This window comes from Amycolatopsis sp. NPDC059657, from assembly GCF_042734395.1.
In the GTDB taxonomy this organism is placed as follows: Bacteria; Actinomycetota; Actinomycetes; order Mycobacteriales; family Pseudonocardiaceae; genus Amycolatopsis.
Window position 1 is genome coordinate 1 of the sequence record NZ_JBHWEB010000107.1, and the last position, 24,953, is coordinate 24,953.

Sequence of the window (24,953 nt, forward strand, 5' to 3'; positions counted from 1 at the left end):
ACGGACGCACATCCCCGGTCACGTGGTGATCATCGCAGCACCACGATCACCACGTGACAGAGACCTGACTAGTTACCCGGCCGGAACACTCACGAGTCCTGACCTGCGAAAACGTTAGGAAACCTCGGGGGCCTGGGCGCACTTTTCGCGGAGCTTGGCCTCGACCTCGGCGTCCGTCGGCTCGGCCGGGGCCTCCTCTTCGAGGGCTTTGAGGCGCTTTTCGGAGCGGCGGACCGCCCAGACGACGACCAGCAGGCCGAGGATGTACAGCGGGTAGCCCATCGCGAGCTTCGCGAAGGCGAGCCAGCCCGTGTAGTCCTCGTTGTACAGCCAGCGCTGCACCACGAACCGCGCGGCGAACACGGCGGCCATCGCGAGCGTCGCGATGTCGTAGCCGAAGCGGGACGGCTTGTCCTTGCGCCAGGCGTGGCCGGTGCCGTTGAGCAGGTTCCAGATGACCCCGGCCAGCGGCCAGCGGATCACGATGGAGAACACGAAGATCCCGCAGTAGACCAGGCTCGCCCAGATGCCGAACAGGAAGAAGCCCTTGGCCGAGCCGGTCCGGTAGGCGATGAAGGCGGCGATCGCCACCCCGAAGAACCCCGAGATCGCGGGCTGCAGCGGCTCCTTGCGCACGATGCGCAGCACGGTGATGGCCACCGCGCTGCCGACCGCGCACCAGATGCCGGGCATGAGCCCGAAGATGGCGTTGGCCAGCACGAACACGACCACCGGCACCGAGGAGTAGATGAGGCCGGACACGCCGCCCATCTGCTCGAGCAGCGTCGGCGGCTTGGTCTCTTCTTCGGTGGACTTTTCACTCACGTGCTTAGTCAACTCACTGGGCTGTTTGGAGCTCGTAATACGGGTTGTAGAGCACCTTCTGGCCGTCGCGCACGGCCATCCGGCCACGCACCTTGATGGTCCGACCCGGCTCGATGCCGGGGATCCGGCGACGGCCGAGCCAGATTAGCGTCACGCCCTGTGTCCCGTCGAACAGCTCGGCCTCGAGTGTCGCGGCTTCGTCGCTGGGGCACAGTTCGACACTGCGCAACCGGCCGAGCACGGTGACCTCTTGGCCCTGCTTGCAGTCACAAGCGCGCTGCGCACCCTCGACCTCGGATTTTTCCGAAAGGTCGTCGGCGTCGAGCTCCTCGACGTCGCTCGTCAGCTTCCGCTTCAGCCGGCTGAAGTAGCCGCCTTCTTTGGCGGGCATATGTGTAACTCCTGTGCTCCGGGGCCCCCGACAGACCGGCCCGTGCTTCACCAGCGTAGCCGTGGTTCACGCCAGCGAAACGCGTTTGCGCCAAGATCGCAACGTGACCTCCGCTATGCCGCCGGTGTTCAACTCGGTCGCGGCGCTGCTACCCGGCACCGGCTCAGATGAAACGTTCGTCCGCGAAGTCTTCGCCCAACCGCTCGCCGCGGTCGGTGTGCGGCTGATCGCGCCTCCGCCGCCACGCGGCGCCGACCTCGTCCGTGGCAGCCTCGCGGCGCTCGACGAGATCGCGGCCGAGGCGGGCGGGCCGATACTGGTCGGCGGCATTTCGTTCGGCGCGCACGTCGCCGCGACGTGGGCCGTGCGGGAGAGCGGCCGCTGCGCCGGGCTGATGGCCGCGCTACCGGCATGGAACGGCGAACCGGGATCAGCACCCGCCTCGCTGGCCGCGAAGCTCTCCGCCGATCTGGTGGCCGCGAACGGCCTCGAGCCCGCTTTGGCCACCTCGGTCGACGGCGTCCCGCGCTGGCTGGCCGACGAGCTCACCCGCGCCTGGCGCGGTCACGGCGACTCGCTCGCCGACGGCCTGCGCGCCGCGGCCGCCTACCCGGCGCCCTCACTCACCGATCTGGCCACTGTGGACGTTCCGGTAGGCATCGCCACGTGTGTCGACGATCCGATACACCCTACGAAAGTCGCGTACGACTGGGCCGGCGCGCTGCCCCGCGCCGCCGTCGTCGAGACGACGCTCACAGCGCTGGGCGAGGACCGCGAATCCCTGGGCAGGGCGACCGTGCTGGCGTTGCTGCGGTCAATCCGCCAAAGCGACAAACCCGCCTAAACCGATCATCGTCGCGCCACTCGCGACCCGCTGACGCACCCGCCAGCGGGCATTGCCCAGCAACCGCGACGAAAGTTTCCCCGCGAAGAACGCGACGAGCAGGTCGGCGAGCATGGCGAGCGCCAGCGCGATCAGGCCCAGCACGATGAACACCAGCGGCGCCGGCGCACGCTCCGGATGCACGAAATGCGGCAACAACGCCATGAAATACAACGCTGTCTTCGGATTGAGCAACTCGGTGAGAATGCCTTGGATCAACGGCGACCGGGCCCACTGGCGGGCGGAACCGCTTTCACCACCGTCTTCGTCGCGGTGGAAAATCGCCTGCAAACCCAAGAAGACCAAGTAGGCGGCGCCCGCGTATTTGACGACCGCGAACGCGACGGCCGACGTCGCGAGCAGCGCGGAGAGTCCCAGCGCGGCGGCGACCACATGCACGGACGCGCCGATCCCGTTGCCGACGACCGAGCGGATCCCTTCGCCGCGACCGCCACGCAGGCTCCGCGCGAGTACGTACAAAATCCCCGGTCCGGGCGTCACGGCGAAGATCGCCGCGGTACCGAGGAAGACCAAGAGTTCCGCGAAATCCGGCATGGCCCGAGCCTAACGACCCGGGCCAGCCGTTTTACTGGCCTTGCTCGGCCTGCTGGGCCGCGATGTGCTCGGCGACCGCGTCGGGCAGCGTGATCGTGAGCGGGGTGCGCACCGGCATCGGCGCGTCGCCGCGGTCGACGATGGTGCCCTTCACGATCTCGCGCAGCACTCCGGGCGCCATCGGGGCGAGCGACTGCGGCCCGGCGATCACGCCGCGCAGCATCCAGCGCGGCCCGTCGACACCGACGAAGCGCAGCGCCACGTCGCCGACGATGGCCGAGATCTCCATCCCCCACTCGCCGACGCCGATGTTGACCTTCGCGCCGTCGGAGCGCAGCTGCTCGGTCAGCTCGTTGCTGACCTCACGCCACAGCCCGCCCGACTTCGGCGCGGCGTACGCGCTGACGGTGACCTGGCCGTGCTCGGTGACCACGTGCACCGCGCGCACGCCGCCCGCCTGCGGGTCCATCTCGACCTGCACCTGCGAACCGTCGGGCACGGGCACCTTCACCGAGCCGAGGTCGATGCGCGGCACGTCGTCTTCGCGGGCGTCGGCGATGTCGAACGGCCCGTCGGGCGCGTTGGAAAGCTCGGCAGAGATGCCGTCGGCCTCGTCGTCGACGTCGGCCGTCTCGTCGACCTCGGGCGCGGCGTGCCTGCCGGTGGACCGACCGGTGTCGTCGTCGGCCCGCCGCTTGCGTCCGAAAATCCCCACTAGTTGTTCTCCGTTCCTTCCCCAGTACTGGCTGCGGACAGTGTGGCGTGTCCGCCGGTGGATCCGTAACCACCCGCGCCGCGTTCGCTCTCGCCGAGCTCGGCCACTTCGACGAACACGGCGTGTTCGACGCGCTGGATGACCAGCTGGGCGATGCGGTCGCCGCGGGTGAGCTTGAGCGGCTCGCGCGGGTCGTGGTTGATCAGGCAGACGCGGATCTCGCCGCGGTAGCCGGAGTCGATGGTGCCCGGCGTGTTGACCACCGAGAGCCCGGCGCGCGCCGCGAGCCCGGAGCGCGGGTGCACGAAGCCCGCGTAGCCATCGGGCAGCGCGATGGCGATGCCGGTGCCGACCACCACGCGTTCGCCGGGGTCCAGCACGACGTCGGACGTCGTCACCAGATCGGCGCCCGCGTCGCCTGGACGCGCGTAGGCGGGCAGTGGCACATCGGGATCGACGCGGGAGAGCAGTACCTGAACGCTGGACACGACGGGCGAGATTACCCTGAGCCTGTGGTGAAGAGTGTGAGCGCGGCCGTTCAAGGCACGATCAGGTATTCAGAGCGGCTGTACGTGCCCTGGTGGAACTGGCCGCTGCCGCTGGTCGGCGGCGCGCTGATGGGCGCGACCATCGACCTGGGCTACCCGGGGCTGCGCGGCTGGCTGCCCTACGTCGTGGTCGAGGCGCTGGTGGTGGCCATCATCCTGGCGCTGGGCCGCGCGCGGGTGCGGATCACCGACCGCGAGCTGCTGGTCGGCGAGGCGCACATCCCGCTCGAGTTCATCGGCGAGGTCGAGATCTTCGACCGCGACCACAAGCGCCCCGCGCTCGGCCGCGACGCCGACCCCGCCGCCTTCGTCGCCCACCGCGGCTGGGTGGGCCCCGTGGTCCGCGCCCGGCTGACCGACCCCGACGACCCGACGCCCTACTGGCTGTTCAGCACCCGCAAGCCCGAGCGGGTGGCCGAGCTGCTGCGAGCGCACCGGGCGTGAAAAAGAGGGGGCGGGCACCGTGCGGTGCCCGCCCCCTCTTTTCGTACAACCCCTGATGCTCCTGTGGTGGTCCCGCTATCAGCCCGGTCAGGCTCAGGCTCACGCGCAGTCGCGACAGATCAGCCGTCCGTTGGCCTCTTCGGCCAGGCGGCTGCGGTGGTGGACCAGGAAGCACACGGAGCAGGTGAACTCGTCAGCCTGCTTGGGCACGACCTTGACGGTCAGGTCCTCGCCGGAGAGCCCGGAAAGGTCCGCACCGGGAAGTTCGAAGTTCTCAGCGCTCGCGTCCTCGTCGACGTCGACGACGCCGGACTGATTCTCGTTACGACGAGCCTTCAGCTCCTCCAACGAGTCTTCGGCCAGCTCGTCGGCCTCGCTGCGGCGCGGAGCGTCGTAGTCGGTAGCCATTGTCCCTCACCCCTGCGATCAGCTTCGATGTCTGGGTCCGGGCCTCCGAGAAAGCTCTCTCTTAAGCCCGTGCCGCTGGTCAACGTTCCAGGGCCCCTGTTTGTGCCCGGCGAGAACAGTGAGCGAAGTCTCTATTTCCAGATGCACTGTGCAGCTCGTTCTGCGACCGAAGCTCGCAGAGGGTAGCTCACCCGGTTCCGCGGCTCGCAACGCCCCGGTATTGATCATCAAGTCCGTCACCCCGCCGGGTGACTTCGCAGGTCGACGCGGCTTCCCCCGTTCGGGTTGCGCGGAGGTTCGGAACCTCACTCCGACGCCCCGATCGCTTGCACCGGCCCACCGCGCCATGGTGCGATCCGAAGACACCAGGACGGGTGCGGATCGTCCCGCCGACCCACGCTGCCGGGTGAATGCCTGAACGCCTAGGCTGATCAGCAGCGACCATTGTCAGTGCGGGAGTGTCGGCGTTCGGGAAGGGACGGGGCAGGTGGCGTCGGGGAACGGCTTCGGGGACCGTGGGACTCGGCCATATCGCAAGCGGCGGCCGCTGCCCGCCCTCATCGTGATCGGCGTGCTCTTCGTGGGCGCGATGATCGTGTGGGTGAACGCGATGCTGAGCAAGGCCGACATCGACGAAGCGATCAAGTGCACACCGGCCCCCATCGCGGCGGAAGGTGTCACCTACACGCCGCTCGGGCACGCGGCGCTCGACGATCGCTCGCCCATCCCGCCGGACAAGGTCAGCCTGCGCGTGCTCAACGCCAGCGGCGTCCGCGGCCAGGGCAAGATCACCGACACCACGCTGCGCGAGCTCGGCTTCACGGGCATCACCGAGACCACCAACGACCCCGCGTACCCGGAGAAGACCCCGGCCAAGTGCAAGGGCCAGATCCGCTTCGGCGAGAACGGCGTCACCGCGGCCCGCACGGTCAGCCTGATCGCGCCCTGCGCGGAGCTGGTCAAGGACAACCGCGCGGACGCCTCGGTCGACCTGGCGATCGGCACCAAGTTCGGCGACATCCAGCCCAAGGCCGAGGCGAGCAAGATCATCGAGCAGCTCAAGACCTGGTCGGCCCAGCACCAGGGCGGCGGAGGCGGCGAGCAGTCCGCGGGCGCGCCCTCCCCCAACATCGACCAGACCCTCTTGGCCTCGGCCCGCGACGTCACCTGCTGATTTTTGCCCCAATGCGTCTTTCGGTCCCTCCCAGGGACCGAAAGACGCATTGGGGCAAAGACCGCTAGACCGAGCCGGCGCCCGCCTCGACCATGGCCTCGCGCAGGGCGGGCGCGATCGAAGGTGCGGCCGCGTAGGTCGCGTCCGCGCCCAGCGCGACGTCCTCGCCCGGCAGGCTGACGAAAGCGCCTGCCTCCGAAGCGACCAAAGCGCCGGCCGCCCAGTCCCAGCGGCCGAGGCCGTGCTCGATGTAGGCGTCGGTCCATCCGGCCGCGACCGAGCAGAGCTCCAGCGAGGCCGCGCCGGGCCGCCGGATGTCCCGCACCCGGCCCAGCATGTCGGCCGCGAAGCGCGCCTGCCGGACGCGGCGCTCCTGCCGGTACGCGAAACCGGTGCCCAGCAGTGTCAGGTCGAGCCGGGAAGGACCGGTGACGGAGAGTCGCCGTCCGTCGAGGAACGAGCCGTGCCCGCGCGCCGCCGTCCAGCGCCTGCCGCTGACCGGTTCGACGACCGCGCCCGCCACCGACACCCCGCCGACCTGCGCCGCGAGTGAGACCGCGAACCACGGGAGCCCGTAGAGGAAGTTCACCGTGCCGTCGATCGGGTCGATCACCCATGTCACGCCGTCACCCGCCGCGCCGCCCGCCTCCTCGCCCAGCACGGCGTCCGAAGGTCGCAGCTCGGCGAGCCTCGCGCGGACGAACCGCTCCGACTCGTGGTCGACCGCCGTCACCACGTCGGTGTCCGCGGATTTGGTCCCGAACTCGACGGATCGGCCCTCCTGTATCCCCTTCCACGCGCTGAGAACCAGCTCAGCGGCATCCCCCGCGACCAGTTCGGCGATATCTTTCAAAGCACGCTCGTCAACTCCCACGACGGACATGTCACCACATCCGGTTAAAGTCTCCGAGGCAAGCTTCTGAATCGTGCGAGAAGGGACCACATCCGTGACCGCTACCCGGGGTTTCGGCATCGACATCGGCGGCAGCGGGATCAAGGGCGCCCTGGTCGACTTGGAGAAGGGCGCGCTGATCGGGGACCGTCTCCGCATCGACACGCCCAAGCCGTCGACCCCGGAGGCCGTCGCGGACGTCGTCGCCGACGTGGTCGGCCACTTCGGCTGGGAAGGGCCGGTCGGCGTCACGCTGCCCTCCGTCGTCAAGAAGGGCATCGCGCTGACGGCCGCGAACATCGACAAGAAGTGGGTCGGCACCGACGCGGACGCGTTGTTCGCGAAGCGGCTCGGCCGCGGCGTCGACGAGATCGCGATGATCAACGACGCGGACGCGGCGGGCATCGCGGAGATCCGGTTCGGCGACCCGATCACCCGGCACGGCGTGGTCGCGCTGCTGACGTTCGGCACCGGCATCGGCAGCGCGGTGTTCCACGACGGCAAGCTCGTGCCGAACACCGAGTTCGGCCATCTCGAGGTCGACGGTCACGATGCGGAGAAGAAAGCGGCCGCCTCGGTCAAGGACAACGAGGGCCTCTCGTACCCGCAGTGGGCCAAGCGCGTCGAGCGCTACCTGACCGTGCTGGAGAACCTGATCTCGCCCGACCTGTTCATCGTCGGCGGCGGGGTCAGCAAGAAGGCCGAAAAGTGGGTGCCGCTGCTGGACATCCGCACCAAGGTCATCGCGGCCTCGCTGCAGAACAACGCGGGCATCGTGGGCGCCGCGGCGGCCGCCGCGGAGGGCATCGAACACTGATCCGCGGCGCGCCTGAGGTGATCGCTCCGCGACGCATCGGCGCATCGTCGTTACAATGGAACACGGCCCACGGCTGCGGAGGAGAAAACCGCAGGCCCAGGGCGTGTTCCCCGAATTTGAGGCAGCTGAGGCCGTCAGGCTTTTGCTCGTCATGATCGACCGCTGCGAAAGGGCGTAAGTGGCAGCCGCAAGAACCGCAACCCGAAGCGGTACGAAGACAACGAGCGCCGCCGGCGAAGCCGCTGAGGAGGCCACCGAAACGGCCAAGCCAGCCGGGCGCAAACCCGCCGCGGGCGCGAAGAAGGCACCTGCCAAGAAGGCTCCGGCCAAGAAGACCGGCAAGGATGACGCCAAGGGCGATCCCGACGGTCCCGGCGAGCTCGACGAAGCCGACCTGGAAACCCCGGATCTGTCCGATCTGGAGGAAGTCGAGGTCGACGTCATCGACGAGTCGGTGACCGACGAGCCGGAAGAGGCCGACGCGGAGGACGCCGAGGAAGAGGCCGAGGAGCCTGCCGCCCGCGGCAAGCGCACGGCCGCCACCAGCTCGGCTCAGAAGGACGTCAAGGCGGGCGACAACCCCGACTTCGTCTGGGACGAGGAAGAGTCGGAGGCACTGCGCCAGGCGCGCAAGGACGCCGAGCTCACCGCCTCGGCCGACTCGGTCCGCGCGTACCTGAAGCAGATCGGCAAGGTCGCGCTGCTCAACGCCGAGGAGGAGGTGGAGCTCGCCAAGCGCATCGAGGCCGGGCTCTACGCCGCCGAGCGCGTGCGCAACGCCGAGGAGGAGGGCGAGAAGCTCGCCACCCAGATGCGCCGCGATCTCAAGTGGATCGTGCGTGACGGTGAGCGTGCCAAGAACCACCTGCTCGAGGCGAACCTCCGGCTCGTGGTCTCGCTGGCCAAGCGCTACACCGGCCGCGGCATGGCGTTCCTGGACCTGATCCAGGAGGGCAACCTCGGCCTGATCCGCGCGGTGGAGAAGTTCGACTACACCAAGGGCTACAAGTTCTCCACGTACGCCACCTGGTGGATCCGTCAGGCGATCACCCGCGCGATGGCCGACCAGGCCCGCACCATCCGTATCCCGGTGCACATGGTCGAGGTCATCAACAAGCTCGGCCGCATCCAGCGTGAGCTCCTGCAGGACCTCGGCCGCGAGCCGACGCCCGAAGAGCTGGCGAAGGAAATGGACATCTCCCCGGAGAAGGTCCTGGAGATCCAGCAGTACGCCCGTGAGCCGATCTCGCTCGACCAGACCATCGGCGACGAGGGTGACTCGCAGCTCGGTGACTTCATCGAGGACTCCGAGGCGGTCGTCGCGGTCGACGCGGTGTCGTTCACGCTGCTGCAGGACCAGCTCCAGTCGGTGCTGCAGACGCTGTCCGAGCGTGAGGCCGGCGTGGTCCGGCTGCGCTTCGGCCTCACCGACGGCCAGCCGCGCACGCTCGACGAGATCGGCCAGGTGTACGGGGTCACCCGTGAGCGCATCCGGCAGATCGAGTCGAAGACGATGTCCAAGCTGCGTCACCCGTCGCGCTCGCAGGTACTGCGCGACTATCTCGACTAGGCTTCACCCAGCGAAAGCCCCGCTCGGCCACTCGGCCGGGCGGGGCTTTCGCTTGCTCAGGGGTCGTGAGTGTTCCGGCCGGTTCTATTGGGCGGAAGGGCAAAGGGGTCATGTCGTGCTGGGCGACCTTGGCCCGCTTCAGCCCTGGCCACGAAAGAGTGACTGTGGAGGGTTTGCGGTGACGGTTGCGGGCGAGTGGTAACTCTGCTCCGGTGGATGCAGCGGAGTGACCACTCGCGGGCCCCCTCGTGAAGCGAGGGGGCCCCCGAGTGCGTACTACGCACCCAACGGCCCCCTCACTTCAAGCCCGCCCGAGGCTTTCGGGCACCCCGCCGGACTTGGTGAAGGAATCCCTCACCAGCCAGCCACATTCGGCTTTCCGCGCAATAACCGGCCGGAACACTCACGACCCGGCCTACTCGTCGCCGAGGAGCTTGTCCAAGAGCCCGGCATTGTCGAGGATCAGCAGCACGTTCTCCACGACCTCGTCCACGACCCGTGTCTCGGTCAGGATCTTCTCGACCATCGCGAGACTCTGCACGGTGTCGACCGCGTTCGGGCACTCGTCGCCGTCGTAGACCCGGCCGTCGAACGCAGCCAGACGGCGGTCGATCGCGATGATCAGCCGGTAGTACCGCGAAGTTTCCGGGCCGAGTTCGGTGCAACCCGCGCAGTCGCACTCGCGGGCGAGCAGGCCGGCCACGCGCAGGCAGAGTGGTTCGCAGTCCTCCAGCAAGCGCTTACTTCCGGCGAACGCCTGGGCTTTGCGAAGCCAGTAAGCCGCACGGGGCCCGCCGGCCAGTGAGCAGGCCGGGCAGGCACATGTACGTTCCAATGGGTCGATGACAGCGATCCGGCGAAGCGTGACTCGCCGGTTGCGCGGGCTGCCGTTCTTCGGGTGGGTGCCGCTCTTCCGCAACGGTCCGCTCCTCGCTTCCGGTGTTTCTCCTTTGAAATCCCGGTTTCTGCAAGTCGCAGCTGAGAGTCGGCTTGTTACGGCCTGCCGGTCAAAGCCGTCCACGGGACGTGCACGGTGACCCGTTCGCGGAGCTGCTCGTTGATCAGCCACAGCTCGCCGGTCGCGGGCCAGTACGACAGGTTCTGGCTGTTGACGGGCGCCTGGCCGCTCAGCCGGGACGTCGACACGCCGCCCACTCCCCCGTGCAGGCAGGACGGGTGATCGTGCGTCGGGTCGGCCGCGTACTCCGGGCAGACACCGGTGAACAGGAAGTACCCGTCGCGAGCGACGGCGCCCTGCACACCCCAGACCGGGGAAAGGAAACCTTCCGAAGCATGGGTCAGGCCGTCGGGGCCGGTCTTCAAGCGGGCCGCGGCGCGGTCGAACGGCCAGCGGAGGACGCGGCCGCCTTCCTTCGCGGCGTGCTCCGCGGTGATGAAGGAATTCGATGACGCGTCGAAGGAAAGCGTCGACATGCACGGGCGGTCGCCGATGGCCGTGGTGCAGCCGCCGCCGGGGTACCAGAAGGCGCCGATCTGCGGGAGCGCGTAGTCGTAGAACGCGGCGTGGTACTTGCCGTCGGAGCCGAGGCCGACGTTGCCTGCGCTGTCGTCGACCTTCCAGAAATGACTGGTGTCGAACACCCGGATCACGCCGCCCGCGGTGGCCACATAGAGCCGGTTGTCCACCCAGGTCATGCCGTGCCCGTGCCCGGTGACGACGGCGAAGTCCGTGTTCGACGTCGGCTCGACCAGCAAGACATGGCGGTAGGTCAACGCCGTCGCGTCGGTGAAGGACAGGCGGACCATGGTGTCGCCCGGTGTGTGCCAGGACGCCGCGACGACGCGTTTGCCGTCGACCTTGCCGGTCGGCGAGGCGTCGCCGGAGCCGGTGAGGCCCTGCGGGATCCAGTCGTTGGTCTTGTCGTCGTTGGCGTCTTCCCAGCAGAATCCGGACGGCTTCAGCGCGGACGCCAGGTACGTGCCGTGGCACAGCGGCCTGGCCTTGCGGTTGGCCGAGGTGAGGATCTCGGCCAGGCCGCGCGGCTTCAGCTGGGCGTTGCGCTCGAGCTGCGCGATGCGGGCGCCGTAGTTCTCGAAGGTCTGCCCGGCGGTCATCCGGTAGGTGTCGACGGTGGCCGCGGCGATACGGGGGAAGCTCGCCGCCGCCGACGCGGTCCCGGTCACGAACAGGCCGGCGACGAGTGCGCACGCCAGGCCGAGTACCCGAAGTCTCATGCGCGCAGTCTCGGTTCCACGCGCACAAGAACCGTACATTTCTCCGGTATATTCGCCGTTTGTGATCACCGAGACCTACCGCTACCCGGACACCGGCGACCGCGTCACGGCCTCGTTCATCGCGCAGCACGAGCCGTACGACGGCTATTGGCGCGCCAGCGAGGACGCCGCGCTCACCCGGCTCGCCGGGAAACTCGAAGCGCTGGGCGACCGCGAGCACGTCCGCGCGCTCGACGCCGGGTGCGGCGAGGGCAGGCTCCTGCCGTGGATCGCGAAGTTCGCCGCCAGGATCACGGCCGCGGACCCTGACCCCGAACGGCTCGCCGCGGCGAAGAACGCGAAGCTGCCGGAAGCCACCCAGGTCGCGTTCGAGGTATCGCCGATCACCGGCGTACGGGGCGGGCCGTTCGACTTGATCATGTGCAGTCACGTCATCCAGCACGTGCCGACGGCCGAGCTGCAACCGCTGCTCGACGGCCTGCGCGCGGTCGCCGCGCCGGGCGCGTCGCTCGTGCTGTCGTTCAGCCGCGCGCCGTTCGGGCGTGGCGGGTACAGCATCGACCGGATTTCGCCGGACGGCGTGCGTTCCGAGCACGTCGGCCAGTCCCGGTTCGACGAGGCGCTGGCCAGCGGCGAGGCGCTGCCGGTGCGGCTCGTCGATCCCGAGCAGCTCACCGCGATGGCGGCGGACGCGGGCTGGGCTCCGGAGTGGGACTGGACGTATCACGTCCTCGATGACCTCGGTGTGGTCGACGAGCACACCGACCGCGATGAGCTCGTCAACGCCGCGCCCGCGTTGCGACGGCAGCTCGGGCGGGACATGGTAACGCTCTGGCGCGCATCACCGACTAGCAGCGAGTGAGCACTCTGCTGCTTTCCTTCGCCTGGGCGGTGCCGCTCTCGCGGGAACAGTCCATTTCGGTCTTCGACCGCGGCATCGAGTCGGGCCTTCTGTCCACTTTGGACGGCAAGTTCGGCGAAGAATGGGCCTGCGCGGAGGATTTTCTCGCCCACTACACGGAAAAGCCCCGGCGTTGCCTGCTGGCCGGTGATCCGCTCGCCATCGAGCTCCGCGAGTCGGCACTGCCGTGCCGGGTGATCGTCACCTGGCATCCGGCGTATCACTCGATGACGTTCATCGTCACCACGTCGATCACCGGCGGCCCCGATCTCGCCATCGCGGTGCTGCAGAGCCTGCAGGGCCGCGCCTCCGAGGACGCGCTGCGCGGGAGCTACCGCGGCGAGAACCACTCCTCGGCCAAGGAGTCGGTCATCGCCGCGTTCGCCGAGCTCACCGCGGGCAGCGAGACCGGAGAACTCCACCGCAAGGGGTGGTGTGTCGAGGTGCGCGGCTACGACGGTCATCCCCCAGGAAGAACCGTCGACGCCGATCCCCGGCCGTTCTACGGCCTCGCCACCAGCGACGAGGGCTGGCGTTTCGTGCCGCCGGACGTCGCCCGCGAGGCACTCGGCCAGCAGTGGGGCACGCGGACGTTCGTCGCCGCGTACGCGATGGCCAACAGCATCGTCTGCCTGAACAGCAAGGGCAGCGAGTACACCGAGCACCAGCGTGAGCTCGCGCTGACCCTGTTCGGCAAGACCGAGCCGTACTTCGAGATCGACAGCCCGGTCGGCGGGCTCGACCACGGCATGCTGTTCATCCTCGAACGTGTCCTGATCCGGATGGCGCTGGCCGATCAGTGGCTGCACCGCGCGCAACAGGAACTCGCGCGGCCAGAGGAGGGCAAGAGGGCCGCGAACCGTAAACGCCGCCTGCTGCGCGGCTCGCTCGACGATCTGCTCGAAATGCTGAACTCCGTGCTGCCACCGGAAATCGACTCCCTCGAACGCAGGCTGGTCACCACGATGGGCGTCGAGCGTGTCATCCAGCAGCTCGACCGGCAGGCCGAGGCGATGGACGACGAGACCAGGTATTCCTACGAAAGCGTGGTCAGCGCCCGCGTCACGCGGCTGACCGTGGTGACCGTCATCCTCACGGTCGTCACGATCATCCTCGGCGTGCTGCAAGTGCTGGTCTCGCTTTAGGCCTTGTTCTTGCGCTTGCGTGCCATATCGGTGAGCACCAGTGCCACCCCGGCCACCGCCATCACGATGCTCGCCGCGATGTGGAACGACGGCGGCAGCACGTGGAGCTGCACGAACCAGCTGTACGACTTGCTCTCGCCGACGCGGTTGATGAACCCGCCGATCCCCTGCACGACCAGCACGATTCCGATGAGTTCGATCATGATCCGACCTTTTCTTCCTTCGGTGAAAGCAGTTGCCACAACGGGCCGAACACGAACCACATGGCGGTGACGATGCCCATCCGCGGTATCCAGCCCTGCAGCGGCTTGGTCTGTTCCGGCGAGCCGACGACGAAGATCAGCAGCAACAGCACCCCTGCCGCGATCCCGCAGGCGAGCACGCATTTGCCCCACTCACACCACTCGTATCGCTCCTTCTCTTCGGAAGTGCGATGCGGTTTGACCGGCTTCGGCCCGCCCGCGAAGCGATGCGCGAACCGGACGTCGGCCCAGCGGATCATGGCCGGGCCGAACACCACGCTGAACCCGAGATAGACGGCCGCGAGACCGTGCAGCATCCCGCCCTTGCCGCCGTGTGACAGGTCGAGCATGGTCGCGACGAGCACGACCACGTCGATCACCGGCGTCATGGCCAGCAGCACCAGGCTGGTGCGCCGCAGCTTCAGCAGATAGCGGGCGAGCAGTCCCGCCGCGATGAACACCCAGAACCCGATCTCCCCCGCCGCGATCACCGCGGCCATCGGGTTCCCCCTCAGAAACTCCCAGAAGTTCTCCACGGGTAAGACTCTGCGGCCTGGCGGCCGGTCACCGCGTCGGCGGACCGCAGGAGACGGGCGTCATCAGTTCGTAGGACGCCGATCCCGCGCCGGTGTGCTGGGATGGGAGCGTGCGTGTGAGCCTGCCCCGTCTGTCCCAGTTGCCGGTATGGCAGCAGGACCTGGTGATCGCGGTCGGGACCTGGCTGCTCGGGCTGTTCTTCTACCTGACCGGCCTGTACCTGATCGCGGGCGGGCCCGACCCGGTACCGCTGTGGAAGCGGCTGATCGAGCTGACCGCGATCGTCGGCCTGGAGATCATCCGCCGCAAGGTCCCGCTGGCGCTGATCCTCGCGACGGGTGTGCTGGCGGTGGACATCACGCTGGGGCTGTCGCTGCCGATCATCGTGGTGTACACCGATTTCCTGTACGCGGCGACGCTGTACGGGTCGAAGCGGGTGAGCCGTGCGATGATCAGCGTGGCCGCGGTGAGCACGGTCGCCGTCATCACCGCCGCGCTGGTGTTCGCCTCGGACTGGCGCGCGGGCGTCATCGCCGCGATCGCCGCGCTGCCGTTCCTGATCACCCCGGTGTGGTGGGCGACGAACGTACGCCAGCATCGCGACATCGCGCAGGCCGAGCGGGCGAACTCCCAGCAGCTCGCCAGGATCGCCGAACTCGACATGGCTGCCGCCGTCGCCGAGGAACGCGCCAGGATGGCCCGTGACCTGCACGACGTCATCGCCGGGCACCTGTCGGCGATCGCCATCCAGTCGGAGGCCGCACTGTCCATGAAGGATCCCACGCTGGCGCAGACGGTGCTGCGCGCGGTCAGGGAGAACAGCGTGCACGCGCTGGAGGAGATGCGGACCATGGTCGTGCTCCTGAAGTCGGCCGACGGCAGCGTCGACGAGACGACCGCGCCCGCACGCCTCGCGCAACTGTCCAAACTGGTCGATTCGGCACGGGCGAGCGGCATCAGCGTCGACGTCCGGTCCGAAGTGGACTCGACGTTGCTGCCTGCGGCCGTCGACCTCACCGCGTACCGGATCGCGCAGGAAGCGTTGACCAACGCGGTGAAACACGCGCCGGGCACGCGTGCGGTGGTCGAGATCCGGCACTCCGGCGGCAGACTGATACTCGAGATCGGCAACGAACTGGCCACGCGTCCGAAACAGCCGGGCGGGACGGGAACGGGATTGGTGAACATGCGCGAACGCGCGGCGGCCGTTGGCGGCTCGCTGACGGCGGGCCCCTCGGCCGGCGGCTGGCTGGTCCGCGCCGAACTGCCGGTGCCGGGCGCATGACGATCAAGGTCCTCGTCGCCGACGACCACGGCGCCATCAGGGCAGGCCTGGTGCTGATCCTGTCCAACGCCGACGGCATCGAGGTGGTCGGCGAGGCGGCCGACGGCGCCGCCGCCATCCGCCAGGCCCGCGCCTTGAAGCCGGACGTGGTCCTGATGGACGTCCGCATGCCCGGCGTCGACGGCATCGCCGCCACCCGCGAGCTCACCACCGAAGGCCTCTGCCACGTCCTGGTCCTGACCACCTTCGACCTCGACGAGTACGTCCACGGAGCACTGCGCGCCGGCGCGGCGGGCTTCCTCCTCAAGTCGGTCGAAGCACACCGCCTCATCGAAGCCGTCCGCCTGGTCGCGGCGGGCGAAGGCGTCCTCGCGCCCCAGGTGACCCGAAAGCTGATCGCGGCGTTCGCGAACTCGGCCCCCTCACCGGTGGCCGCCCCCGGCCTCGACGACCTCACCGACCGCGAGCGCGAAGTACTGAGCTGCCTCGGCGAAGGCCTGTCCAACGCCGAGATCGGCTCACGCCTCTACATCGGCGAGACCACGGTGAAAACCCACGTCTCCCGCGTTCTGACCAAACTGGGCCTGCGCTCACGCGTCCAGGCGGCCATCCTCGCCCAGGAGGCCGGGATCTAGCCAAAAAAATCCCAATGTGGCTTTGGTCAGCTCAGAGCTGACGAAAGCCACATTGGGGCGCTGAAACCTGACGAATGCCGCATTGGGATTTTTTTCCGGGGTGGGTCCAGGCTGCGGGGTATCTGGCGATCTTCTAACGTCTTCGCATGGGCGTACGGCGCATTCTCGATGTGGACAAGGTCCTGGAACGCCAGGACTCCGGCGAGCTCAAGCGGCGGCTGCACGGCAAGGACCTGATCGGGTTCGGGGTCGGCATCATCATCGGGACCGGCATCTTCACGCTCGCGGGCATCGAGGCGAAGAACCACGCCGGGCCCGCCGTGACGCTCTCGTTCGTCATCGGCGCGGTCGTCGCCGGGCTCGCGGCGCTCTGTTACGCCGAGCTGGCGTCGAGTGTGCCGACCGCGGGCAGCGCGTACACGTACGCCTTCGCGACGCTGGGCGAGGTGTTCGCCTGGATCATCGGGTGGGACCTGCTGCTGGAGTTCGCGCTCGGCGCCGCCGTCGTGTCGCGGGGCTGGTCCGGCTATCTGGCGAACCTGCTCGGACTGTCGCCGAGCCTGTTCGGGGAAGAGGCGCCGGTCAACATCGGCGCCGTGCTGATCATCGCGGTGCTGACCGTGGTCGCCGTGGTCGGCATCAAGGAGTCCGCGTTCCTCACCAACATCCTCGTGCTCGTGAAGGTCGCCGTCTGCGTGCTGATCCTCGCGGTCGGCGCGTTCTACGTGAAGAGCACGAACCTGACCCCGTTCATCCCGCCATCACAGCCCTCCGGCAGCGACACGGCGACGCTGCACCAGCCGATCATCCAGGCCGCGCTCGGCCTCGAACAGTCGATGTACGGCATCGGCGGCGTGCTCACCGCGGCCGCCGTGGTGTTCTTCGCCTACACCGGGTTCGAGGCATTGGCGAACCTCGGCGAGGAGACCGTCAACCCGAAGAAGGACCTCAAGGTCGGCATCCTCGGCGCGTTGTTCGTGTGCGCGGTGCTCTACCTGGGCGTCTCGCTGGTGCTGACCGGCATGGTCGAGTACACGACGATCGACGTCAGCGCCCCGCTCGCGTCGGCGTTCGACGCGGTCGGCGAGCACTGGGTCAGCGCGCTCATCTCGCTGGGCGCGGTCACCGGGCTGACCTCGGTGATGATGGTCGAGCTGGTCACCATCGGCCGGATCGGCTTCGCCATGGGCCGCGACGGCCTGCTGCCCAAGGCCCTCGGCACCACGCATCCCAAGTGGGGCACCCCGCACCGGATGACGATCGGCGGCGCGGCGCTCATCGCGATCCTCGCCGCGCTGGTGCCGATCTCGGAGCTGTCGGACATGGTCAGCATCGGCGCGCTGTCCGCGATGATCATCGTCGCGCTCGCGGTGCCGGTGCTGCGCCGCAAGCGCCCCGACCTCAACCGGTCGTTCACCGTCCCGTTCTCGCCGGTGCTGCCGGTCGTCGCGGCGCTGGCATGCCTGTACCTGGCGCTCAACCTCGACGTGCTGACCTGGATCCGGTTCGCCGTGTGGCTCACGGCCGGCCTGGTCATCTACTTCGCGTACGGGCGGAAACACTCCAAGTTCGCTCAATAGTTCACCCTGTCGAATGGATGCGCCGGGCCCGCGCATCCGTCACTCTGAAGAGATGACGACGCTCACCGCCCTGCCACAGATCAGTTCCGAGCTGCTGCACGACGCGGTAGCCGGACGTCCGACGGCCGTGCTGCTGGAGACGCCGGAGGACTACGTCTTCCTCATGCACTGGCGGCCGGTCCAGGAGGCCATCGCCGAGTACGCGGCCCGGCGCCGGACGATCGACTTCACCCTGCTCGACCTCGTCGACGACAGCACCGACCCCATCCCGGCGCAGCGTGTGCTCAGCCCGATCGGCCGCCACGGCATCCATTTCGACCGGCCCGCCCGTTGCCGCCGCGGCATGCCGGGCGTGCCGGACATCGCGTTGCGCCCGCACGCGGTGCCCTGGCTGCTCAGTGACGACGGGATGACCGCGATCGCGTTCCCGCGCTAGACGCGCCACGCCTCGGCGCGCAGCCCGGCCGCCAGCACGATCGCGCGTGCGGCCGCGGCGTCTTCGACGACGAGCCACAGCCCACGTCCGCGCAACGCGGCGGCGACCCAGTCGGCAGGCTGCGCCTGCTCGCCGAGATCCGGCAGCTCGGGGTCCACAAGGGACACCAGCACGCCCTCGGTTCCCTTCAGGGTGCCCGAAATCCCGACGAACCGGCCGTCACGCCACCGCGATGTCCACAGTGGAGGAACGCCGGTGTCGAGGTAGTCGGTCAGCGCGCGCCACGGGGTGTCGCTCGCGCCGAGCTCGGCCGTGTCGAGGTCGGCGACGATCGTGACGGCGACCGCGTGCAGGCCGTCGAGCAGCGCGGCGAGCGATTCGGGTTCCCACTCCCCCGTGACGGGTAGCGCCGCGCCCGGCCAGGCGGGCATGCGGAAACGGCGGAAGTCCACGCGCACAGTATTGGTCACGGCGGTTCGGTGGACACAGCCTCGTCGCGGGTGCGCGCCGCGAGCCCGGCGACCACGGCCAGCGTGCCGAGCGCCTCCGGCAGGCTCGGCACCTGCCGGAGCATCACGAGACCGATCACCGTGGCGGTCAGCGGCAGCATCGCGAGCAGGAGCGCGAACGTGGCCTGGCCGACTCGGCGCAGCACCACCTGGTCGAGCCCGTACGGCACCACGGTCGCCAGCACGCCGACGCCGATCCCGAGCAGGAGCAGCTTCGGCGAGCCCCAGACGGCCTTGGTGCCGAGCGCGAGTGGCGAAAGCAACACCGTCGCGATCCCGAACCCGACCGCGAGGCTGTCGAGGCCGTTGCCGCCGAGCGCGACCCGCTTGCCGAGCACGATGTACGCGGCCCAGGCGACGGCCGCGCCCAGCGCGAACGCGACCCCCGCGGCGCTGCCGTCGAGTTTCACGTCGGCGATGGCCACCACCCCCGCCGCGACCAGGGCCAACGCGACGAAATCCCGGAATGTGCGCGATCCGAACACGGCGACCAGCACCGGCCCCGCGAACTCCAGCGCGACCGCCGTGCCCAGCGGCAACCGGGCGATCGCCTCGTAGAACACCACGTTCATCCCGGCCGTGACCAGGCCGAACACCGCCGCGAGCAGCAACTGACGCCCCCGCCACGCCTGTTTGCCCGGTCGTCGCCAGGCGAGCAACACGATCGCGGCGCCGAGGCAGCGCAGCCAAGCCACCCCCGCGGGGGATGCGACGGGAAAAAGCCCGACCGCGAGTGCCGCTCCGACGTACATGGAAATTCCGCTGAGAACGAACAAGACCGGGGCAGGCATCGCCCGGAGCCGGGCCTTCGGCGTCAAAACTCCCACCCCCGCATAGTGCCCTACCAGCGAAAACGTCCTCGATCCGCACCCTCTGTCACGAGACAGAGGGTTGATCTACGACATACGGGGTAATTCCACGTGACCTGACTCCCACAGGCGTGGGAACACTTGCGGCTCCCCAAACGTCTGCAAGAGTGGAGGCACGAACACCAAGGAGCCCGGAGCGACCCCGCCGAGGGAATCAGTGCCGAAGTGGTCGTGGCTGGATCGATGGCATCGGGCAACCGGTGCCGGGACGGAGGGAATCTCATGACTTCACCCACGCTCACCCGCCCCGAACTGACCGCTGTCGACCGTTGCGACCGTTGCGGAGCAGCAGCTCAGGTACGGGCTGTCCTCAGCAGCGGTGGCGAGTTGCTCTTCTGCGGACACCACGCCCGCGCCCACGAAGCCAAGCTCAAGGAACTGTCAGCTCAAATCCAGCGTTAAGGATCCCCTCGGGGCCCCTGCGGCGAGTGCTCGTGGTGAGCACTCGCCGTTTTTTATGCGCCGTTCTTGATGCTCAGACGGTGTCGAGCACCTGCTCGAAGGCCACCTCGGCGGCGCCCAGCAGCTTGACGTCGGCGCCGAGCACCGAGCTGACCAGGCGGGTGCCGCCGACGGCGCGGGAGACCAGGCTGCGGCGCCGGATCTCGCCGCCGACCCGTTCCAGCACCGAAGCGGGCAGCACGGTCAGCAGGTCACCCAGCACCAGCAGCTGCGGTCCGAGCAGGTTGACGACGTTCACCAGGCCCAGCGTGAGCCACTCGGCGAACTCGGCCAGCCGTTCCCAGGCCGCCTGCGGGTCGCTGGCGAGCTCGCGGAGCTCGACCAGGATCGCACCGCGCGGGGTGTCCTCGGCCAGCCCCAGCGCCCGGCAGAGGGCCGCTTCACCGACCTCGGTCTCCCAGCAGCCGATGTTGCCGCAGTAACACGGCCTGCCGTCGGGCCGGATGACCATGTGCCCGATCTCGCCGACGTACCCGGCGGCGCCGCGCAGCGACGAGCCGTCGGAGATCACCCCGCCGCCGACGCCGACGTCCGCGGAGACGTACACAGCGTCCGAGGCGCCGCGAGCGACGCCTCGGATGTGTTCGGCGACGGCGCCGAGCTCCGCGTCGTTGCCGACGAGGATCGGGATCCGCATCACGCTGTTCAGCCGCTCGCCGAGTGCCACGTCGGTCCAGCGCAGGTTGGGCGCCTCGTGGACGTGCCCGTCCGCGCGCCGGACCACCCCGGGCACGGAGACGCCGACGGCGCTCGGCTGCACGCCGAGATCGCTCGCCAGCATCGCCGCCGACTCGATGATGTGGGTGATGACCTCGTCGGCCTCACGCATGCGGCCGCGCAGATTCCAGCTGTTGCGCCCCAGAATCTGCCCGCCGAGGCCGACCAGCGCGATGGCCACGTGCTCCACCTGCAGGTCGACCGCCAGCACGACGGCCGCCTGCGGCTGCGGCAGCACCAGCAGCGAGGGGCGGCCCGCCCCTCGCCCTGGCCTCGGCACCTTCTCCTCGACGACCCCGGCTTCCGCGAGGCCGTCGACGAGCGTCTTGATCGTGCTGCGGTTCAGTCCCAGCTCGGCAGCCAGCGTCGCCCGTGTGCACGGGCCGGTGACGTGCAGCAACCGGAGCAGGGTCGTGCGGTTGTGCCTGCGCACCTCGTCCGGACGGGCTACAGGTGTGCTGGTCACAGGTTTAATTCTTTCACGGACCGTCAGCGCGGGGATGCCGCGGCACGCCGCCGCGACAGCGCGTCCACCGTGGCGGCCAGCGCCAGCACGAGGCCGGTGATGATGTTGACCACCGCGGCGGGCTGCTTGAGCAGACCGAGGCCGTTGGTGACGACGGCGAGCACCGCGCCACCGATGACCGCGTCGACCATCCGGCCCTTGCCGCCGAACAGCGAGGTGCCGCCGATGACGGCCGCGCCGACCGCGAACAGCAGCGTGTTCAGGCCACCGGCCTGCGGGTCGACCGAACCGACCTTCGACGAGTAGACGATCGCGCCCAGCGCGGCGACGGTGGAGCAGATCACGAACACGCTCGCCCGGATCTTGCCGACGTTGATGCCGGCACGGCGCGCCGCTTCCTGGTTGCCACCGACCGCGTAGATGTGGCGCCCGTACTGGGTCCGGTTGAGCACGTAGGTGCCCGCGACCAGCAGCGCCAGCACGATCGGCACCACGTACGGCACACCCGAGATGACGATGTTCGGGTTCGGCGCGCGGTTGATCGTCAGCAGGTAGGTGGCGACCGCGGCGAACAGCGCGACGGCGCCGACCTTGAACAGCACCAGCGGCGTCGGCTGGGTGACCAAGCCGCGCTTGAGCCGTGAGAAGTGCTGTCCCAGCTGCGCCAGCGCGAAGCCGCCCGCGCCGACCACGAAGAGCACCCAGCTGCCGAGCGTGGAGAGGTTGCCGTTGGCGACCTTGTCGAGCACCTCGGAGTTGCTGACGTTGAGCGTGCCGCCCTCACCGATGAACTGCAGGATCACGCCCTGCCAGATGATGAACAGCGCCAGTGTCACGACGAACGACGGCATGCCGATCTTCGACACCAGGAACCCGGTGATGCAGCCGATCGCGGTGCCGACGGTGATCGCGAGCAGCATCTCCAGCCACGGGTTGGCGACCGCGCCGGACAGGATGATCACGATGGCGACCGTGGAGAGCGCGGCGCCGACCCAGATCCGCAGCAGCACCGCGAGCAGTACCGCGACCGCCAGCACGGCGATGAAGGTGATGAACACCCCGGAGCCCATCGAGCCGAGCAGGTTGCCGTTGCGCACGAAGTGCAGCGCCATGACCGCGGCGGTGACGCCCGACGCGGTGCCTGCCGACAGGTCGATCTCGCCCAGCAGCAGCACGAACACGATGCCCATCGCGATGATCGTCTGGCCGGCACCCTGCGCGAGCAGGTTCGCGATGTTCGACAGCGAGAGGAAGAACTCGGAAAGCCCGGCGAAGATCGCCACGAGCACGAGCAGGCCCAGCAGCGCGGGCAGCGCGCCGAGCTGGCCCGCCTTCAGGCGCGAGAAGTAGTCGGCGATGGCCTCACGGGTGGACATCGACGTCGTGTCGATGCCGAAGTCCGTGATGGCGGCGGAAGCCACCGGCTTGGCAGGGGTCTCAGTCATTTTCTCCACGCTCACAGGACAGCGGCTTCGGGGCGGGCAAGGCCGAGATCGCCCGACCGGCCCGCGGTGATGAGTTCCACGACCTGGCCGTGGGTGACGTCCTTGGTGTGCACGTCGGCGACGAGGCGGCCGAGGTACAGCACGGCGATCCGGTCGGCGACCTCGAACACGTCGGCCATGTTGTGGCTGATCAGCACGACGCCGAGACCCTTCTCGGCGAGCCTGCGGACGAGGTCGAGCACCTGACGGGTCTGCGCGACACCGAGCGCGGCGGTCGGCTCGTCGAGCAGCACGACCTTCGAGTCCCACAGCACCGACTTGGCGATGGCGACGGTCTGTCGCTGCCCACCCGACAGGGCGGAGACCGGGGTGCGCACGGACTTCACCGTGCGGACCGAGAGCGACGCGAGCGTCTCGCGGGCGGCCTTTTCCATGCTGGCCTCGTCGAGCAGCCATTTGCTGCCGCGCTCGCGGCCCAGGAACATGTTCTGCACGATGTCCAGGTTGTCGGCGAGCGCGAGGTCCTGGTAGACGACCTCGATGCCGAGCGCGGCGGCGTCACGCGGGCCGTGGATGTGGGCGTCCTCGCCCTTGAACTTCACGATGCCCGAGTCGGACCCGTGGATACCGGCGATGCACTTCACCAGCGTCGACTTGCCGGCACCGTTGTCGCCGACGAGCGCGGTCACTTCACCGGCCCGCACGGCGAAGTCCACGTCGTGGAGGACGTGGACCGGTCCGAAGCTCTTGTTGAGGCCTTGGATGTCGAGAATGGGTTCACTCATGAAACGGCGATCTCTCCTGTGTGGGTACCGGGCCGGGACACGTTGTCGGGGAACGCGTCCCGGCCCGGCTGTCTATAGGGGGATTGTCAGGAGATGCCGAGCTGGGTGCAGACGGCCTGCAGGTCGCCGGCGCACACCTCGGAAGCCTTGACGTAGCCCTTGGTGATGACCTCCTTGACACCGTCCTTCAGCGTCAGCTTGGGCTCGAGCAGCAGCGACTTGACGTCGCGGTTGCCGGTCGGGTCCTTGCTGACGCCCTTGGCGATGGCGTCGGCGGCGGCCTTGTCGCCCTTGGCGAGTGCGGCGGCGAGGTCGGCGGCGCCGTTGGCCTCTTCCTCGATCGGCTTGAAGATGGTCAGGTACTGGTCACCGCGGAGGATGGCCTTGAGGCCGTCGGCGGTCGCGTCCTGGCCGGTCACCGGGACCTTGCCGTTGAGGCCGTTCTTCTTGAGCACGGTGATGACCGCGCCCGCGAGACCGTCGTTCGCGGCGACGACGCCGTCGACCTTGCCACCGTTGGAGGTCAGGATCTGCTCGAAGGTCTGACCACCCTTCTGGTTGTCCCAGTTGTCGATGGCCTGGATGCGCACCTTCTTCAGGTCACCGGAGGCGTACTTCGCGTCGAGGACGCTGGCCTGGCCATTGGCGAAGAGGGTGGCGTTGTTGTCGGTCGGGGCACCCTCGATCTGGATGACCTCGGCGCCCTTCTTGTCCTTGAGCGCGTCGGCGAGGCCCTGGCCCTGCAGCGCGCCGACCTTCACATTGTCGAAGGACACGTAGTAGTCCGAGCTGCCGCCGAGGTTGAGGCGGTCGTAGTCGATCGTCGGGATGCCCGCGTTCTTGGCCTTCTTGGCGACGGCCGAGCCGACCTCGCTGTTGATGGCGGCGATGATCAGGACCTTGACACCCTGGGTGATGAAACCGTCGGCCAGCGTCGAGAACTTCTGGACGTCGCCCTGCGCGTTCTGCACGTCGACGTCGAAGCCCTTGGCCTTGAGCGCCTTCTCCAGCATCGGCTTGTCGAAGGCTTCCCAGCGAGCCGAGGTCGCAGTCTCCGGCAGGATCACGCCGACCTTGCCGGAGGCGCCGCCGGCGGCGGGCGCCGAGGCCGGGGCCGAGGAACTCGAGGAGGTCCCCGAGTTCGAGCTGTTCGCCCCACATGCCGTCAGCACGAGGCTGACACTCGCCACCGCGGCGAGGAGGGTAAGGGTCTTCGTGCGCATCCTCGGTCCTTCCAGCTCCTGCCGACGAGCGGTTGTCCCGGACCTGGCCGGCGCCTCGTCGCGCAAAATGTTGTGGGCGACAACATATGCCGCGATTGCCCGGTACGGAAGAGGGCTGGATCAATTAAGACCCACCTGTGAGACACAGTTTGGCAACGTGCCCGTCACATTGAGCGCAAGAGGCCAAGACGGTGACATTGAAGACAGTGGCCGGTCACTCATCGTGACTGGATCGGTGTTGTCCCCATCTTACGACAACGATGACTTGCCCGAACCCAGCCGAAACCGACCTTTTATC

At 68.6% G+C, this 24,953-nt stretch carries 29 protein-coding genes; 12 read left to right on the plus strand and 17 right to left on the minus strand.

The features are described 5' to 3' along the window. Nucleotides 1-114 precede the first annotated feature (114 nt). Both ACFV15_RS37585 and ACFV15_RS37590 read right to left on the minus strand, forming a co-directional pair. Nucleotides 115-771, minus strand: coding sequence for a DUF3159 domain-containing protein (locus ACFV15_RS37585; protein WP_378356903.1), 657 nt, complete (start codon nucleotides 769-771; stop codon nucleotides 115-117). A gap of 67 nt (nucleotides 772-838) precedes the next feature. Next, nucleotides 839-1,216 (minus strand): OB-fold nucleic acid binding domain-containing protein, encoded by a 378-nt coding sequence (locus ACFV15_RS37590; protein WP_370942756.1) that lies wholly within the window; start codon nucleotides 1,214-1,216, stop codon nucleotides 839-841. 103 nt (nucleotides 1,217-1,319) lie between these two features. On the opposite strand from ACFV15_RS37590, the gene ACFV15_RS37595 reads away from it, so the two are divergent. Beyond that, nucleotides 1,320-2,060, plus strand: a complete 741-nt coding sequence (locus ACFV15_RS37595; RefSeq protein WP_378356857.1) for an alpha/beta fold hydrolase — start codon at nucleotides 1,320-1,322, stop codon at nucleotides 2,058-2,060. Here ACFV15_RS37595 and ACFV15_RS37600 read toward each other — a convergent pair. From ACFV15_RS37600 to dut, 3 genes are read right to left on the minus strand one after another with little or no spacing between them, the layout of a single operon-like run. After that, the gene (locus tag ACFV15_RS37600) at nucleotides 2,031-2,654 is read right to left on the minus strand and encodes a LysE family translocator (RefSeq protein ID WP_378356858.1); all 624 of its coding nucleotides are present in this window, start codon (nucleotides 2,652-2,654) and stop codon (nucleotides 2,031-2,033) included. The genes ACFV15_RS37595 and ACFV15_RS37600 overlap by 30 nt on opposite strands. 31 nt (nucleotides 2,655-2,685) lie before the next feature. Continuing rightward, nucleotides 2,686-3,369, minus strand: a complete 684-nt coding sequence (locus ACFV15_RS37605) for a DUF3710 domain-containing protein (RefSeq protein WP_378356860.1) — start codon at nucleotides 3,367-3,369, stop codon at nucleotides 2,686-2,688. After that, entirely contained in the window at nucleotides 3,369-3,857 is a 489-nt protein-coding gene (gene dut / locus ACFV15_RS37610; protein ID WP_378356861.1) for a dUTP diphosphatase, read from the minus strand. The genes ACFV15_RS37605 and dut overlap by 1 nt, the downstream gene beginning before the upstream one ends. 24 nt (nucleotides 3,858-3,881) lie before the next feature. Between dut and ACFV15_RS37615 the strand changes: the two genes are divergently transcribed. Beyond that, nucleotides 3,882-4,361 carry a DUF3093 domain-containing protein gene (locus tag ACFV15_RS37615; protein WP_378356862.1) on the plus strand — a complete coding sequence of 160 codons (480 nt, stop codon included), beginning with the start codon at nucleotides 3,882-3,884 and terminating at the stop codon, nucleotides 4,359-4,361. A gap of 99 nt (nucleotides 4,362-4,460) precedes the next feature. On the opposite strand, the gene ACFV15_RS37620 is transcribed toward ACFV15_RS37615, so the two are convergent. Then, nucleotides 4,461-4,769 carry a DUF4193 domain-containing protein gene (locus tag ACFV15_RS37620; protein WP_378356864.1) on the minus strand — a complete coding sequence of 103 codons (309 nt, stop codon included), beginning with the start codon at nucleotides 4,767-4,769 and terminating at the stop codon, nucleotides 4,461-4,463. Nucleotides 4,770-5,256: 487 nt separating this feature from the next. Between ACFV15_RS37620 and cei the strand changes: the two genes are divergently transcribed. Beyond that, a complete protein-coding gene (cei, locus tag ACFV15_RS37625) occupies nucleotides 5,257-5,943 on the plus strand; it encodes an envelope integrity protein Cei (protein WP_378356866.1) in 687 nt (228 codons plus the stop codon). A gap of 64 nt (nucleotides 5,944-6,007) precedes the next feature. On the opposite strand, the gene ACFV15_RS37630 is transcribed toward cei, so the two are convergent. Beyond that, a complete protein-coding gene (locus ACFV15_RS37630) occupies nucleotides 6,008-6,826 on the minus strand; it encodes an inositol monophosphatase family protein (RefSeq protein ID WP_378356868.1) in 819 nt (272 codons plus the stop codon). Between the two features lie 64 nt (nucleotides 6,827-6,890). Between ACFV15_RS37630 and ppgK the strand changes: the two genes are divergently transcribed. Together ppgK and ACFV15_RS37640 are read left to right on the plus strand one after the other, a co-directional pair. After that, nucleotides 6,891-7,652, plus strand: coding sequence for a polyphosphate--glucose phosphotransferase (ppgK, locus tag ACFV15_RS37635; protein WP_378356870.1), 762 nt, complete (start codon nucleotides 6,891-6,893; stop codon nucleotides 7,650-7,652). Nucleotides 7,653-7,830: 178 nt separating this feature from the next. Beyond that, nucleotides 7,831-9,222 carry an RNA polymerase sigma factor gene (locus tag ACFV15_RS37640; RefSeq protein ID WP_378356871.1) on the plus strand — a complete coding sequence of 464 codons (1,392 nt, stop codon included), beginning with the start codon at nucleotides 7,831-7,833 and terminating at the stop codon, nucleotides 9,220-9,222. A gap of 415 nt (nucleotides 9,223-9,637) precedes the next feature. Here the strand turns inward: ACFV15_RS37640 and ACFV15_RS37645 are convergent, their stop codons facing one another. Next, nucleotides 9,638-10,141 carry a hypothetical protein gene (locus ACFV15_RS37645; RefSeq protein ID WP_378356873.1) on the minus strand — a complete coding sequence of 168 codons (504 nt, stop codon included), beginning with the start codon at nucleotides 10,139-10,141 and terminating at the stop codon, nucleotides 9,638-9,640. Nucleotides 10,142-10,215: 74 nt separating this feature from the next. After that, nucleotides 10,216-11,418 (minus strand): hypothetical protein, encoded by a 1,203-nt coding sequence (locus ACFV15_RS37650; RefSeq protein ID WP_378356875.1) that lies wholly within the window; start codon nucleotides 11,416-11,418, stop codon nucleotides 10,216-10,218. Between the two features lie 61 nt (nucleotides 11,419-11,479). On the opposite strand from ACFV15_RS37650, the gene ACFV15_RS37655 reads away from it, so the two are divergent. Both ACFV15_RS37655 and ACFV15_RS37660 read left to right on the plus strand, forming a co-directional pair. Continuing rightward, nucleotides 11,480-12,280 carry a class I SAM-dependent methyltransferase gene (locus tag ACFV15_RS37655; RefSeq protein ID WP_378356877.1) on the plus strand — a complete coding sequence of 267 codons (801 nt, stop codon included), beginning with the start codon at nucleotides 11,480-11,482 and terminating at the stop codon, nucleotides 12,278-12,280. After that, nucleotides 12,277-13,464 (plus strand): hypothetical protein, encoded by a 1,188-nt coding sequence (locus ACFV15_RS37660; RefSeq protein ID WP_378356879.1) that lies wholly within the window; start codon nucleotides 12,277-12,279, stop codon nucleotides 13,462-13,464. The genes ACFV15_RS37655 and ACFV15_RS37660 overlap by 4 nt, the downstream gene beginning before the upstream one ends. Here ACFV15_RS37660 and ACFV15_RS37665 read toward each other — a convergent pair. Next, entirely contained in the window at nucleotides 13,461-13,667 is a 207-nt protein-coding gene (locus ACFV15_RS37665) for a hypothetical protein (RefSeq protein WP_378356880.1), read from the minus strand. The two genes, ACFV15_RS37660 and ACFV15_RS37665, sit on opposite strands and share 4 nt — an antisense overlap. Further along, nucleotides 13,664-14,206: a hypothetical protein gene (locus ACFV15_RS37670; protein ID WP_378356882.1), complete on the minus strand. Its 543-nt coding sequence runs from the start codon at nucleotides 14,204-14,206 to the stop codon at nucleotides 13,664-13,666. Before ACFV15_RS37670 ends, ACFV15_RS37665 begins: the two co-directional genes overlap by 4 nt. A gap of 146 nt (nucleotides 14,207-14,352) precedes the next feature. On the opposite strand from ACFV15_RS37670, the gene ACFV15_RS37675 reads away from it, so the two are divergent. The 4 genes from ACFV15_RS37675 to ACFV15_RS37690 all read left to right on the plus strand — a co-directional run bounded on the left by ACFV15_RS37675 (nucleotide 14,353) and on the right by ACFV15_RS37690 (nucleotide 18,179). Then, on the plus strand, nucleotides 14,353-15,528 hold the full coding sequence (locus ACFV15_RS37675; RefSeq protein ID WP_378356884.1) for a sensor histidine kinase: 1,176 nt from the start codon (nucleotides 14,353-14,355) through the stop codon (nucleotides 15,526-15,528). Then, on the plus strand, nucleotides 15,525-16,163 hold the full coding sequence (locus tag ACFV15_RS37680) for a response regulator (RefSeq protein WP_378356885.1): 639 nt from the start codon (nucleotides 15,525-15,527) through the stop codon (nucleotides 16,161-16,163). The genes ACFV15_RS37675 and ACFV15_RS37680 overlap by 4 nt, the downstream gene beginning before the upstream one ends. A gap of 146 nt (nucleotides 16,164-16,309) precedes the next feature. Further along, nucleotides 16,310-17,743 (plus strand): amino acid permease, encoded by a 1,434-nt coding sequence (locus tag ACFV15_RS37685; protein ID WP_378356886.1) that lies wholly within the window; start codon nucleotides 16,310-16,312, stop codon nucleotides 17,741-17,743. A gap of 52 nt (nucleotides 17,744-17,795) precedes the next feature. Beyond that, on the plus strand, nucleotides 17,796-18,179 hold the full coding sequence (locus tag ACFV15_RS37690; protein WP_378356888.1) for a hypothetical protein: 384 nt from the start codon (nucleotides 17,796-17,798) through the stop codon (nucleotides 18,177-18,179). Here the strand turns inward: ACFV15_RS37690 and ACFV15_RS37695 are convergent. Together ACFV15_RS37695 and ACFV15_RS37700 are read right to left on the minus strand one after the other, a co-directional pair. Continuing rightward, entirely contained in the window at nucleotides 18,176-18,631 is a 456-nt protein-coding gene (locus tag ACFV15_RS37695) for a DUF6885 family protein (protein WP_378356890.1), read from the minus strand. The two genes, ACFV15_RS37690 and ACFV15_RS37695, sit on opposite strands and share 4 nt — an antisense overlap. Nucleotides 18,632-18,645: 14 nt before the next feature. Continuing rightward, nucleotides 18,646-19,440: a DMT family transporter gene (locus ACFV15_RS37700; protein ID WP_378356892.1), complete on the minus strand. Its 795-nt coding sequence runs from the start codon at nucleotides 19,438-19,440 to the stop codon at nucleotides 18,646-18,648. Between the two features lie 339 nt (nucleotides 19,441-19,779). Here ACFV15_RS37700 and ACFV15_RS37705 point away from each other — a divergent pair, with 339 nt between their 5' ends. Then, nucleotides 19,780-19,959 carry a hypothetical protein gene (locus tag ACFV15_RS37705; RefSeq protein WP_091292222.1) on the plus strand — a complete coding sequence of 60 codons (180 nt, stop codon included), beginning with the start codon at nucleotides 19,780-19,782 and terminating at the stop codon, nucleotides 19,957-19,959. A gap of 73 nt (nucleotides 19,960-20,032) precedes the next feature. Here the strand turns inward: ACFV15_RS37705 and ACFV15_RS37710 are convergent, their stop codons facing one another. The 4 genes from ACFV15_RS37710 to ACFV15_RS37725 form a co-directional block, all read right to left on the minus strand. Continuing rightward, on the minus strand, nucleotides 20,033-21,202 hold the full coding sequence (locus ACFV15_RS37710; protein WP_378356894.1) for an ROK family protein: 1,170 nt from the start codon (nucleotides 21,200-21,202) through the stop codon (nucleotides 20,033-20,035). Between the two features lie 23 nt (nucleotides 21,203-21,225). Beyond that, a complete protein-coding gene (locus ACFV15_RS37715) occupies nucleotides 21,226-22,647 on the minus strand; it encodes a sugar ABC transporter permease (RefSeq protein WP_378356895.1) in 1,422 nt (473 codons plus the stop codon). 11 nt (nucleotides 22,648-22,658) lie between these two features. After that, nucleotides 22,659-23,432, minus strand: coding sequence for an ATP-binding cassette domain-containing protein (locus ACFV15_RS37720; protein WP_378356896.1), 774 nt, complete (start codon nucleotides 23,430-23,432; stop codon nucleotides 22,659-22,661). An 86-nt stretch (nucleotides 23,433-23,518) separates the two neighbouring features. Then, a complete protein-coding gene (locus ACFV15_RS37725) occupies nucleotides 23,519-24,655 on the minus strand; it encodes a sugar ABC transporter substrate-binding protein (protein ID WP_378356898.1) in 1,137 nt (378 codons plus the stop codon). Nucleotides 24,656-24,953 lie beyond the last annotated feature (298 nt).